The sequence below is a fragment of the Prochlorococcus marinus subsp. marinus str. CCMP1375 genome (genome assembly GCF_000007925.1).
Lineage (GTDB): Bacteria > Cyanobacteriota > Cyanobacteriia > PCC-6307 > Cyanobiaceae > Prochlorococcus_E > Prochlorococcus_E marinus.
Window position 1 is genome coordinate 847,803 of the sequence record NC_005042.1, and the last position, 13,167, is coordinate 860,969.

The following is a 13,167-nucleotide window of genomic DNA, read 5'->3' on the forward strand; positions in this document are numbered from 1 at the left end:
AGCAAAGGTGTTTAAACGATCTTTCCTAATAAGGTCCCAACAAGTTCTGCACTTCTTTTTTGGAAACTTATGTTTTTTGTAGGATCAAGGCCACCAATGCCCAAGCATGCCATTTCATAAAGATGTAAGGCTATCTGCTTTATCAATTCCTCATTCTGAGATTTACCTTCTGTACCAACAATAATTGAACTAGCTTTTAGCTTTGAAAGACCTTCAACCATTGGATGGTTTTTGTTTATTAAAAGAATATGATTGTCAGGCAATCCAGGCAGTTTTTGATCCATAAGAGCCCCCATGTCATTTATTCGCCTCATTTGTTCAGGTAATAAAATCATTGCTGGAACATCACTATTTGATTTCAATGATTTAACTTGAACGGTTATGTTCTTATTGTCTAGAGATTGTTCAATTAATTCCTTTAAAATATCTGACTTGCTTTCACCATCTATATCTTTTAATTCAGGGCTCTTATCGCTTGTATCTTCGTCTATTTCTGCATCAACTCTTTGAAATGAAATATTTTCAAGTTTTGACTCTATCCAAGGAATAAATTGAGAGTCAATGACTGTATCTGCAATAATAATTTCTTTGCCCAAGTCTTTCCATAGGGCAAGAGCATTTGCTTGTGAAATTTCATCAGTACAATAGATAATCTTCTTATTTTCTTCAGTTTGTATTCTATTTACATATTCTTGAATAATAGTGTAGACAGTATTATCAGAATTAGTAATAGTCTCTTCATCTTTAAGTCGTTCTTGTTTAATTGATTGAAAAATAATTAGATCTTCTACTTGTTCAGCAAATTTCTCATCCTCCATAGCTCCTATCTTAATAAAAGGTGAGATAGAATCCCATATTTGGCAATAAAAATTGCTATCATCGTTTCTAATAACCTTTAATTTGTCAGCAATTTTCTTAGATATAAAATTACTAATTGATCTTACTTTTTTATTAGACTGTAGAGCACTCCTACTCACATTGAGTGGTATGTCTGTAGAGTCTATTACACCTCTTAGAGGTAAAAGAAATCTTGGGACTACATCTTTTACAGAGTCACTTACAAAAACATGATTGCTATATAACTTTATCTCACCTGATTCCCAGTCTGCTCTACCACTTATTTTAGGAAAGAACAATATACCTTGTAAATTATATGGATAATCTGTATTTAAATGAATCCAAAAAAGAGGATCTCCCTGAAATGGGTAAAGATATTTATATAATTCAATATAATCTTTCTCTTGCATATCTTGTGGTGAAGTTCTCCATGGTGGGTTCCTTCGATTTATTGATTCACCTGAGAACTGAACATCTACAGGCATAAAATCACAATATTTCTTGATTAGTGTTTTGATCCTTGCAGGTTCTATGTACTCTATTTCCTCCTGCATTAAATATAAAATAATGTCAGTGCCTGCTTCTTCTCTTTCTATCTCTGTAAGACTAAAATTAGGGGACCCATCACAACTCCATTTAACTGCAGTGCTTCCTTCCTTAGCAGATTTAGTTATTATTTCTACTTTATTAGCTACCATAAAACTTGAGTAAAAACCTAATCCGAAATGCCCAATGATGCCCTCTTGCTCTTTTTCATATTTTTGTAGAAACTCTTGGGCACTTGAAAAAGCCACTTGATTAATATATTTTTTTACTTCATCTGATGACATCCCGATACCATTATCTGAGAATGTAATTGTTGACTTTTCTCTATCAATATTGATTTCTATTTTCGCTTCTTCATTTGGTTCACAATCTCCTGCAATGGATGCCATTCTTCTTTTGCTAATTGCATCTACTCCATTGCTTACTAGCTCTCTGAGAAATATTTCATGATCTGAATATACAGCTTTTTTTATTATTGGAAATATATTTTCTGTATGAATCTGGATTTGTCCCTCTTCGATAACAGTCATGGATGTCCACTGCTTAACTTGTAATTCTCATTTTAAATTAATTTGTTAATTTATAGGGTGTATTGTCCGTACCAAAAGAAAATTATATTTGCTGTAGATCTGGCCTTTCTTCTGATACGACAGCATTTTTTATAGGACAAACAGATAAGCACACTCCACAATCTATACATGTTGAAAAATCAATGAAATAATAAGTTGTACCTTTTTTATTTGTTCCTGATGCTTGTTTAATGCAATCTACAGGGCAAGCTTTTACACATTCAGAAATTCCTTCGCATACTTCTGAGTTTATAGAATGTGGCATTATTTATTTACGATATCCATACAAGCTTATCAAAACCTCTTTTATTAACAAGAAACTCAGCTTCCTTTTTTGTGTCACATGGTTTTAATTCAACCATAGCCATGGAACCTTTTCTATGAATCTCTAGTTGTTTTTCCAAGGCATCTTCATACCTTTTGCTTTTGCTAAAGGCTATAAGTGTTCTGGCTACCTTCTTATCATCATATTCAACCTTTAATTTTAACTCTCTAATTTTGTCTATTGAAAATGAAAAACCTGCGCCAGTCTCGTTTTCTATTGAAGTTGTAAAACTGTTTACTAAATCATCATATCTACCCCCTCTAGCTATTACCTTGGGAGCATAATCAGTTTGACATATTAATTGGAATATCAGACCATTGTATAATTTAAAGTGTGGTTGATAAGTAGGATCCAGTTGGATACTTACGCCATATTTTTTACTTATAGGCTCTATTATTAAAAATAACCTTCTGAGTTCATCAAATAGAGTATTGCTACCGTATATGTTTACGAGTTTATCTAATACATCAGAGGGATTACCTCTAATTTTCAGTACTTTTAGCAACTTATTCTTTATCTCAATATCTATATCCAAATCTTCTGTTTCTACTAGATCATAGTTTGTTAGGTACTTTTGTATTTTATTCTTATAATCATTGCTGATACCAGATAAGATCAATTTTAAAATTGACTGGTGACCTATCAGAAGTATTGGATTTTGATTGCTACATATTTCCAATTGATTCATTGAATCTAACAATAAATATAAAAGTTCTATCTCAGCTGCCATATCTGAAATGCCAATGAGTTCTACTCCACTTTGTAATCCTTCTTCAATAACAAACTTGCCATCACAATCTTCTTTACTTTTGAAGATTGTTCCTGATGTCCATAGTCTTAAGGGCCTATCTTTATAAGCTAATCTTGTACTTGCTGCACGGGCAATTGAGGCTGTCATGTCTGGTCGTAATCCAATAGGATCATCTGCAACCAATTTGACAATCTCTTTGTTTGATATACCACCACAAGCTGTAAGAGTTTCTAATCTTTCTACTTTTGGAGGACTAACTTCTTCATACCCCCAGCGTTCATATATTGACGAAAGTCTTGAGCTTATTAATTGGTTTTTTCTAACCTCTTGAGGGTTAAGGTCTTTATTTCCAAAGGCTGGTTGTATAGGCATTGAATCTGATTTATGTGAGGGCTTAATTAGTGATATTTTGAATTGTTATCCACCAAAAAACTTAGTTTCTAATGGACTTACTTTTTTAAGCTCAGATAAAAGTTCCTTTTGAATATAGGGATTAGAGGCTAATATTCTACCTCTGTCAAGATCAAATTCATTGCTTTTATAGTCAGAAATTAAACCACCAGCTAATTCAACTAGAGGTATGCCTGCTGCAATATCCCACTTAGACAAACCACGTTCCCAGTAGCCATCTATTCTTCCCGAAGCTACAAAGGCCATGTCGACAGCTGCTGCTCCGCCTCTTCTAACACCTCGAGTCCTGTGGGTTAGCCAACAAAATTCCGCATAATTATTATCTTCTGTTGAATGTCGGTCATATGCAAAACCGGTTACTAATAAAGATTCATTTAAGACCTTTGATGTAGAAACCTCAATTTTTTGATCATTGCAAAAGGAGCCTTGACCTGGAGTAGCCCAATACAATTCTTTTATAAAAGGAATTGAAATAGCACCTAACATTGGTTTGTTGTTCCATGTCAGACCAATTGAACATGCAAAAAAGGGGTATCCATGAGCATAATTCGTAGTTCCATCAAGAGGATCAATACACCAGACATAAGAGTCTGTTGGGCCTGAAACACCTCCTTCTTCAGCAAAGATACCAAACTCTGGTGTTTTATTATTTAGCAAAGAGACGATCAGATTTTCAGCCTCAATATCTGCGTTTGTTACTAGATCTCCTTCTAAACCTTTGTTATTAATCGTATTTATCTTTCGGTAATAGTTCATTAATACTTCTCCTCCTTGCAATGCTGCCGATTTAGCTAAATCTGTAAGTTTGGTTAAATCCTTTTGGCTAATTCCTGAATCTGATACGGCTTGATCACAAATATTGAGAGTCATTTTTTAAATGGTTAGTTTTGAAGTCCTTGCGATTAAGGCATAAATTTGATGATTCATATTACCTGCTAGATTTATTTTGCTCATTTGAGAACAGTTAGGAGAGGTGGCCGAGTGGTCGAAGGCGCAGCACTGGAAATGCTGTATAGGGGCAACTCTATCGAGGGTTCGAATCCCTCCCTCTCCGTTTTGACAGAAAGCAATCTCTACGAAATTTTTCTTTTTCTTCGGATTTCAACTTTTCCTTTAATAGGTTCTAAATTTCTGTTATTTCTTGGCTTTTAGCATTCAAAAACTCCATAATGGAACTTGATTTTGTTTGGAGGATTAATAAATGTCTTGGTTGAATATCCAAAGACAGTTAACTTAGTTTAGTAGGGAAGATCAGAACTGCTATGGGGAGGATCGTTGGAATTGATCTTGGAACAACGAACTCCGTTATTGGAGTTTTAGAAGCTGGTAGACCTTTTGTGATAGCTAATGCAGAAGGATCTAGAACAACTCCATCAGTAATTGGATATACAAAAGAATCTGAATTGGTTGTAGGACAGCAAGCAAGAAGACAGCTTGTCCTTAATCCTAAAAATACATTTTCGAATTTAAAAAGATATGTTGGTAGATCATGGGATGAATTAGAAGAAAACAGTCTTAATGTTGCATATACCATTAGAGCTAACAATCAAGGATGCGTAAGAGTTACATGCCCAATTACAGAAAGAGAGTATGCACCAGAAGAATTGATCGGAAGCATTATCAGGAAATTGATAGATGATGCGGAAAAATACTTAAGTGAAACAATAGATTCTGCAGTTATAACAGTCCCTGCTTATTTCAATGATTCTCAGCGACAAGCAACAAAAGATGCTGCTTTGTTGGCTGGAGTAAGAGTTGAACGTATTTTGAATGAACCTACTGCTGCAGCGTTGGCATATGGGTTTGATAAGAGTTCTTCTTCAAGAGTTTTAGTTTTTGATCTGGGAGGTGGCACTTTCGATATTTCCTTACTTAGAATCTCAAACGGAGTTTTTGATGTAAAGGCGACGTCTGGTGATACTCAACTAGGCGGAAATGACTTTGATCAGAAAATAGTAGAATGGTTGGCGAATGATTTTAAAAAAGAGCACAATATAGATTTGAGAAGAGATAGACAATCTCTTCAAAGGCTTAATGAGGTTGCTGAAAAGGCTAAGCAAGAGTTGTCCGGATTAAACTCAACACCAATATCTCTTCCTTTTATAGCAACAGGTCCCAATGGGCCTCTGCATATTGAGACTAAGTTAGATAGAAAAACTTTTGAAAGTCTTTGTAAGGATTTAATTGATCGTTTATTACAGCCAGTTGAGGTAGCTCTTCAAGATTCTGGATGGACTGCAGATGATATTAATGATGTTGTTCTTGTTGGCGGAGGTACCAGAATGCCAATGGTTCAGCAACTTGTAAAGACAATTGTTCCTGTCACGCCCTCACAATCAGTTAATCCAGACGAGGTAGTAGCAATAGGAGCAGCTGTTCAAGCAGGAATACTAACAGGCGAATTAAGAGATTTATTGCTGAATGATGTTACGCCTTTGTCTCTTGGCCTAGAAACAATTGGGGGGCTTATGAAAGTTTTAATCCCTAGGAATACTCCTATACCTGTTAGACAGGCAGATGTATTTAGCACTTCGGAGGCTAATCAATCATCAGTTGAAATTAATGTTTGGCAAGGTGAACGTCAGTTGGCTAGCGATAACAAATCTCTTGGTAAATTTCGTTTATCTGGCATACCACCGGCGCCAAGAGGAGTTCCTCAGGTTCAAGTCGCATTTGATATTGATGCAAATGGAATGTTGCAGGTAAGTGCTACTGATAGAACAACAGGAAGGAAGCAGTCCGTAAGTATTAATGGGGGCTCTAATCTTAATGAAGATGAAGTTAATAATTTGATTGAAGAAGCAAAAGACAAAGCAGATGTCGACAGGAGGAAAAGAGCTTCTATTGATCAAAGAAATAATGCCTTGACTTTAGTTGCTCAAGCAGAACGACGATTGCGGGATGTTTCATTGGAATTTGGTCCATATGGGGCTGAACGTCAACAAAGAGCTGTAGAAGTTTCTCTCAGGGATGTCCAGGATTTCCTTGATAGTGATGATTTGGCAGAATTAGATTTAGCTGTTTCTTCTCTACAAGAAGCGTTGTTTGGTTTAAATCGTCGTATATCAGCAGAAAAACGAACAGATAACAATCCTATTCAAGGAATAAAAAATACTTTTGGTTCACTTAAGGATGAACTCTTTTCCGATGATTATTGGGATGATGATCCTTGGGATTATCATCCTAATAATAATAGAGTTGGAGGAGGTAGAGATTATGGAGGTAGAAATTTAGATAGGTGGGATAATGACTTCTACAACTAAACCAGATTATTGGTCAATTTTAGGACTAGTTCCAGGAAGCAATATTGACCAAATCAAGTCTGCGTTTAGATCTGAAGCCCGAAGATGGCATCCAGATTTAAATGTTAATGATATCAACGCAGAAGAACGCTTCAAATTGATCAATGAGGCTTACGCTGTACTTAGTGACTCCAAAAAAAGAGCATCATGGGAGGCCTTAAATACTCCTATCACAAATGAATTATTTGCTAATGGCTTTCCCTCATATAATGAATATATAGATGTAGTTCTTGGTATTAATAATTATGAGAATGTTGATCAAGATAATACACAGAGAATTGAGAAGGAATTTATTCAACAAAATCATCAATATGACTATGATTATCAAGATTACGAAAAACCTACTCAATCGCCAAATCAGCCACCACCAATAAAACAAGTTGAAGATATTGAAACTGTAATTGACCTCACTCCGGAGCAAGCACTTAACGGAACTACAATTGAAATTGAGTTAGCAAATGGAACAATAGTAGAAGTTTTAACACCTCCCTTTACTGGAGATGGTTGGAGATTGAGACTGTCAGGTGTTGTCGTCGGAGGGAGAGATCATTTCCTTCATCTTAAAGTCCAAACAGAAGATGGACTTCGTATTGATGGACTTAGAGTTTTATATCGCTTAGAACTTTTTCCTCAAGATGCTCTTTTTGGATGTGGAGTAGAGATCCCAACCCTTGATGGACCTGTTATTTTACAAGTACCCCCCAAATCTTCGTCAGGCCGTCTACTACGATTAAGAGGTAGAGGCCTTCAATTCGAAGATCTTACAGGCGATCAAATAGTAGAAATAGTTGTTGTTCTTCCAGCAGATTTAACAGATTCTGAATTAGCATTATACAAGAGACTTCAAGAATTATCCTTTGATGAAGAATAAAAAAATAGTAGACTACGTGTAGTAAGATTAACCACCCAATTAATAATTTATGTTAGTTCACGTTTTGCTTTATAATGTAGGTAAAGAAGATGAAGGAATTCATTCTATAGATATTAAGGGTAAGACAATTGTACTTATGTTCGAAGATAAAGATGATGCTGTTCGTTATTGCGGTCTCTTGGAGGCACAGGACTTCCCTATTCCTACAATTGAAGAAATTGAAAAGACAGAGATCCAAACTTTCTGCAACGATGCTGGCTATGAATCTCGTTATGTAAATAAAGGCTTTCTACCAGAGACAGAGGAAGATCGGTTGTTAATCTCACCTCCCGAACGAAACCTAGATGAACCAGAATGGTACAGAGAAGATCTTAGTAACATAAATCAAGATAATAATCAGGGCGACAAACAATTAGATGAAATTAGGAATAAACTTGAGAAACTACTATGAGATTATATATATGAAAAATTATAATCTTTCAGATAATATTAATAGGAGTAATATTTTAACTGAAGAATCAAATCACTTAAGTAAGAATATAGATACAGTTAGCACATCGAAATTAGTAGATATATTTGTAGAGGAAGATAAGAAGCCCCAACAAGCTATTTCTCAGGCAAAACATCAAATTACTAAATCTATTGATTTAATATATCAACGGCTAATAGATAATGGACGTTTATTTTATATCGGCGCGGGAACTTCTGGTCGTATAGCAGTCTTAGATGCAGTAGAGTGCCCACCTACATTTTGTACTTCACCAGAATTAGTACAAGCTGTAATAGCAGGAGGTAGCTCTTCCCTTATTAATAGCTCAGAAGAAAAAGAAGACAGTAATAGTTTATCTATTAAAGATTTAAAAGAAAGGAATTTCTCTTCAAAAGACTGTCTAATAGGTATAACAGCGGGTGGAACTACACCATATGTGTTGTCAGGATTAAATTATGCTCGTAATATAGGTGCTCTTAATATTGCTATAACATCTGTTCCAGAACAACAAGCTTCATTCGGATCTAATATTACTATTCGTTTAATTACAGGTCCCGAAATCATTGCAGGTTCAACTCGTTTAAAGGCAGGTACAGCAACAAAAATGGCACTAAATATAATTTCATCGGGTGTAATGATTAAGCTTGGTAAGGTCTTCGATAATAAAATGATTGATGTTTCTATTTCTAATAAAAAATTATTTGATAGGGCACTCAGAATAACTAGTTCTTTACTTAATATAGAGATGAAAGAAGCACAATTACTACTTGATCAGGCAAAGGGATCTATAAAGGTAGCATGCATAATTAAATCTTCTGGAATGGATCAGAAATCAGCATTTGCACTGTTAGAAAGAAATAATCATAACTTACGAAAAGCTCTAAAAGATATTAATATTGAATTCTAAACCTTTATTGAATATAAGATGATTTGCAAACCTTGATCAATTTCTATGTTTATTTAGTATAATAAAAATGATTTATATCGGGATTTAAAATGAAAGCTGTTATGAATACAGACAAAGGTGAAATTTCATTAGAATTATTTGAAGAAGATGCTCCGAATACCGTTTCAAACTTTGTAAAACTTGTAAATGATGGTTTTTATGATGGACTTTCATTCCATAGAGTAATAAGTGGATTTATGGCACAAGGGGGATGTCCAAATACTCGCGAAGGTGCTTCCGGTATGCCTGGGACAGGAGGTCCGGGCTACAATATTGACTGTGAAATCAATAAAAACAAGCATCTACCAGGTTCCCTTTCAATGGCTCATGCTGGCAAAAACACAGGTGGAAGTCAGTTTTTTATTGTTCATGAGTCCCAACCTCACTTAGATGGCGTACACACTGTTTTTGGTCAAACCAAAGATATGGATGTTGTTTTGAAACTTACTAATGGTTCCAGAATAGAAAAAGTATCAATTATACAATAATTACTATTGTTATTAGTTATTGCCAAGTCATAATAAATGGTAGATCCTTATCATTGATATTAGCTATATTTTTGTAATTAGTATCTTTTAAATTGGATATATTTTCAAGTATAGTTTCTACATCTTGTGAAGGATGAATAGCTTGTTCTTTGCTATTTGTTATAAAGATACCTATACTTTTAGTACCGTCCCATTTTATAATTTCTTTTAATAGATTAATTATAGATTCAAAATCAATACAATTTTGTACCCTCCAAACAAACTGAGGCCTTTGGAGTAATGCCAGTAATCTGGATGAGGACTCTGGATTTAACTCTACTTTATTATCTGAGGCTATTTGCTCTGCTTTGTTTTTATAGGCTGACAACATATTAGAAGAAACTATTCCTTTCCAGTAGATAACATAATATTTCCCCGAATCATCATCATTACCGATATAGTGGCCAAGTTTAGTTCTTTTAATTGCTAAATAATTAGCATTATAATCAGTAGGATTAATAACTAATGGCTCCCTACTTTCCACGCGTAACCCGTATCCTCCTAGCCCAGCAATCTTTCGAGGATTGTTTGTCAATAATCTAAGTCTATTGATACCAAGATCGGTGAGTATTTGAGCGCCAACTCCATAGTTCCGCAAATCTGCAGCAAAGCCAAGTTTTAAATTTGCTTCAACAGTATCTAATCCTCCATCTTGAAGACTATATGCCTTAAGTTTATTTATTAGTCCAATACCTCTACCTTCTTGCCGTAAGTAAACAACGACGCCTTCTCCTTCTTCAGATATAAGATTTAGAGCAGCTTCTAGTTGTGGTCGACAGTCACACCTAAGCGAGCCAAAAGCATCTCCTGTTAAACATTCAGAGTGCATTCTTACTAAAACTGGTTCTTTCAATTCATTTATGTTGCCTTTCACTAGTGCAATATGTTCTGTGCCATCTAGTTCATTGGTATAGCCTATTGCTTGGAAGTCACCGAATATACTTGGCAATCTTGTTTTTGCTTTCCTATAGACAAATCTTTCATTTTCTAATCTGAATCTTATTAAGTCTGCAATGCTTATTATTTTTAGACCCCATGTTTTTGCATATTTTGTTAGTTCTGGTAACCGAGCCATAGAACCATCTGCATTTTGAATTTCACAAATAACCCCCGCCGCTGATAACCCAGATAAAAGTGAAAGATCTACAGCTGCTTCTGTATGTCCTGCCCTTTTTAAAACGCCTCCTTTATTTGCTCTCAAAGGAAAAACATGTCCGGGTCTTCTTAACCTATTTGGCTTTGTTTGAGGGTTTATAGCCACTTGAATCGTTCTTGCCCTATCTTCAGCTGAAATACCTGTTGATACTCCATATTCAGGCCCTGCATCTATGCTTACAGTGAATGCTGTTTGATTGGAATCTGTATTTCTATCAACCATAAGTGGAAGATCAAGTTGGTCTAATCTTTCCCCATCCATAGCAAGACAAATCAATCCTCTTGCTTCAGTGGCCATAAAATTTATTTGTTGTGGAGTGGCAAACTGTGCAGCGCAAATTAAATCTCCTTCGTTCTCCCTGCTTTCATCATCAACAACTACAACACACTCTCCATTGCGAATAGCAGCTAAAGCATCTGCTATCTGATCAAAGGCTATATTTAGGGAATTTGTTGCTGTCAATTCTTACCTCTTTTCAGCTTTGAACCGTTATTGTTGTTATTGAACTAAAGTTTAAGTTCATAGTTTTCTTAGAATCTATTCTAATTGTGCATGGACTCAATAAATAATAAGTCAATACGCGTAGCTGTCATAGGTGCCTCTGGATATGGGGGTATACAATCCATAAGATTACTTAAGGAACACCCAGATTTTGAAATCTCTTTTTTAGGCGGTTATAAGACAGCTGGCTTGAAATGGAATGATTTATGCCCCTTTTTGCCTTTAGAAAACGATCCAACTATTAATGCTGTTGACCTTTCTGAAATAACTGATAAGTCAGACATTGTTTTACTTAGTCTTCCAAATGGTATTTCATCACAACTAACACCTAAATTAATTAAGGAAAAAGTAAGAGTTGTCGATTTATCAGCAGATTATAGATATAGGTCTTTAGAGGAATGGAAATCTATTTATTCAGTTGAATCATCTAAACATTCCAGAAAGGACGAACTTCTATGTTCACAAGCTGTATATGGAATACCAGAATGGAATTCTATAGAAATATCTAAGGCTAAAATCGTAGCCTGTCCTGGCTGTTTCCCTACAGCAAGTCTTTTACCACTTATGCCTTTTTTAAAGCAAGGAATAATTGAAACAGACGGAATTATAATTGATAGTAAAAGTGGAACTTCAGGTGGAGGTCGTGTACCAAAAGAACACTTATTACTTGCAGAATCTTCAGAGTCTGTAGAACCATATTCTGTTGTAGGTCATCGCCATACATCAGAAATTGAGCAGGAACTTAGCAATTTATCTGGATCAAATATTCAAATACAATTCACACCTCACTTAGTGCCAATGGTTAGAGGATTACTTAGTACTGTTTACGCTAGATTAAGAGATCCCTGCTTGACAGCAGAGGATTGCAAAACTGTCTTAGAAACTGTCTATCGCTCTTGTCCTTCTGTAGAGATCCAACCTGTAGGTGTATATCCAAAAACAAAATGGGTACGATTTACAAATAAGGCTCTAATTAGCGTACAAGTAGATCAACGTAACGGCCGTGTAATTTTGATGTCAGCAATAGATAATTTAATCAAAGGTCAAGCAGGGCAGGCTATTCAAAGTCTAAACTTAATGTCAGGTTTACCAACATGTAAAGGGTTACCTTTAATTGGTTATTATCCATAATATATAATTTAACGTAACCTTTGACCTGCTATAGCTATACCTAGACTAATAATCTTATGCTCTTGTGATTGTATCCTTTTAAGTAGTAGTTCCTCTGTGTCTCCTGTATTAACTTGTACTGCAGATTGTATTAATATTTCTCCTGAATCCACTTCTTCTTCAACTATGTGAACTGTACAACCAGTAATTTTAACCTTATTATTTAGAGCATTTTTAACAGCTTCTTTTCCTTTAAAACTAGGCAGCAAAGAAGGATGAATGTTAATTATCTTGTTCTTAAATGAGTCGATTAATATATGTGTAACTATTCTCATCCAGCCAGCCATTATGACTAATTCAACATTATAAGCGTGTAAAAGATTAACTAAATGCTGATCTAAACTCTCCCTATTTATAAAGTCATTGGAGGTTACTACTTTAACTGGTATTAAATGTTTATTAGCTATTTCTATAGCTCCGCAATTTGGATTACTAACTATTAGACATTTAATCTCTGCGTCTAGTCTTTTTGATAAAATATCTTCTATTATTGCTTTTAAGTTACTACCTTTACCAGAGGCTAATACTGCAAGTTTTAGTTTTGGTGTAAATCTTGGTAAGCTTATAATATTAGGACTAGTGATAGATTTGATATTAATAGAATTCATGATATAAAGTGATATTCAAATTTTAAATAAGTTTTATAAAACTTCTGATTGTGATCATTATATCTAGAATAATCATTCATAACCATTTGATTTTGTTTTTTGGATAAATGATTTATTTTTCTACTAGACCATTCATAATAGAAAGAAAATTTGTTGA

The 13,167-nt window shown here is 34.8% G+C and carries 12 protein-coding genes and 1 tRNA gene; 7 read left to right on the forward strand and 6 right to left on the reverse strand.

The window, feature by feature from the left end; translation table 11 throughout:
• Positions 1 to 11: 11 nt before the first annotated feature.
• The 4 genes from htpG to PRO_RS04605 all read right to left on the reverse strand — a co-directional run bounded on the left by htpG (position 12) and on the right by PRO_RS04605 (position 4,309).
• On the reverse strand, positions 12 to 1,913 hold the full coding sequence (gene htpG, locus PRO_RS04590; protein WP_011125086.1) for a molecular chaperone HtpG: 1,902 nt from the start codon (positions 1,911 to 1,913) through the stop codon (positions 12 to 14).
• A gap of 82 nt (positions 1,914 to 1,995) precedes the next feature.
• Complete coding sequence (locus PRO_RS04595; protein ID WP_011125087.1) at positions 1,996 to 2,217, reverse strand: indolepyruvate ferredoxin oxidoreductase subunit alpha; 222 nt, start codon at positions 2,215 to 2,217, stop codon at positions 1,996 to 1,998.
• A 7-nt stretch (positions 2,218 to 2,224) separates the two neighbouring features.
• Entirely contained in the window at positions 2,225 to 3,400 is a 1,176-nt protein-coding gene (locus PRO_RS04600) for an ATP phosphoribosyltransferase regulatory subunit (RefSeq protein WP_011125088.1), read from the reverse strand.
• 45 nt (positions 3,401 to 3,445) lie between these two features.
• Positions 3,446 to 4,309, reverse strand: a complete 864-nt coding sequence (locus PRO_RS04605; protein WP_011125089.1) for an inositol monophosphatase family protein — start codon at positions 4,307 to 4,309, stop codon at positions 3,446 to 3,448.
• Between the two features lie 97 nt (positions 4,310 to 4,406).
• Between PRO_RS04605 and PRO_RS04610 the strand changes: the two genes are divergently transcribed.
• The 6 genes from PRO_RS04610 (at position 4,407) to PRO_RS04635 (ending at position 9,536) form a co-directional block, all read left to right on the forward strand.
• A tRNA-Ser gene (locus PRO_RS04610) sits at positions 4,407 to 4,493 on the forward strand.
• A 208-nt stretch (positions 4,494 to 4,701) separates the two neighbouring features.
• Positions 4,702 to 6,702 (forward strand): molecular chaperone DnaK, encoded by a 2,001-nt coding sequence (gene dnaK / locus PRO_RS04615; RefSeq protein WP_011125090.1) that lies wholly within the window; start codon positions 4,702 to 4,704, stop codon positions 6,700 to 6,702.
• The gene (locus tag PRO_RS04620; RefSeq protein ID WP_011125091.1) at positions 6,686 to 7,612 is read left to right on the forward strand and encodes a DnaJ domain-containing protein; all 927 of its coding nucleotides are present in this window, start codon (positions 6,686 to 6,688) and stop codon (positions 7,610 to 7,612) included. The genes dnaK and PRO_RS04620 overlap by 17 nt, the downstream gene beginning before the upstream one ends.
• Before the next feature lie 49 nt (positions 7,613 to 7,661).
• On the forward strand, positions 7,662 to 8,063 hold the full coding sequence (locus PRO_RS04625; RefSeq protein ID WP_011125092.1) for a DUF3110 domain-containing protein: 402 nt from the start codon (positions 7,662 to 7,664) through the stop codon (positions 8,061 to 8,063).
• 10 nt (positions 8,064 to 8,073) lie between these two features.
• Positions 8,074 to 9,009 carry an N-acetylmuramic acid 6-phosphate etherase gene (murQ, locus tag PRO_RS04630; protein ID WP_011125093.1) on the forward strand — a complete coding sequence of 312 codons (936 nt, stop codon included), beginning with the start codon at positions 8,074 to 8,076 and terminating at the stop codon, positions 9,007 to 9,009.
• A gap of 89 nt (positions 9,010 to 9,098) precedes the next feature.
• The gene (locus PRO_RS04635) at positions 9,099 to 9,536 is read left to right on the forward strand and encodes a peptidylprolyl isomerase (RefSeq protein WP_011125094.1); all 438 of its coding nucleotides are present in this window, start codon (positions 9,099 to 9,101) and stop codon (positions 9,534 to 9,536) included.
• Positions 9,537 to 9,552: 16 nt separating this feature from the next.
• Here PRO_RS04635 and ribBA read toward each other — a convergent pair whose 3' ends face one another.
• Positions 9,553 to 11,193, reverse strand: coding sequence for a bifunctional 3,4-dihydroxy-2-butanone-4-phosphate synthase/GTP cyclohydrolase II (ribBA, locus tag PRO_RS04640; RefSeq protein WP_011125095.1), 1,641 nt, complete (start codon positions 11,191 to 11,193; stop codon positions 9,553 to 9,555).
• Between the two features lie 90 nt (positions 11,194 to 11,283).
• Between ribBA and argC the strand changes: the two genes are divergently transcribed.
• Complete coding sequence (gene argC / locus PRO_RS04645) at positions 11,284 to 12,363, forward strand: N-acetyl-gamma-glutamyl-phosphate reductase (protein WP_011125096.1); 1,080 nt, start codon at positions 11,284 to 11,286, stop codon at positions 12,361 to 12,363.
• Between the two features lie 8 nt (positions 12,364 to 12,371).
• Here the strand turns inward: argC and purN are convergent, their stop codons facing one another.
• Positions 12,372 to 13,010 (reverse strand): phosphoribosylglycinamide formyltransferase, encoded by a 639-nt coding sequence (purN, locus tag PRO_RS04650; RefSeq protein WP_011125097.1) that lies wholly within the window; start codon positions 13,008 to 13,010, stop codon positions 12,372 to 12,374.
• Between the last annotated feature and the right edge of the window lie 157 nt (positions 13,011 to 13,167).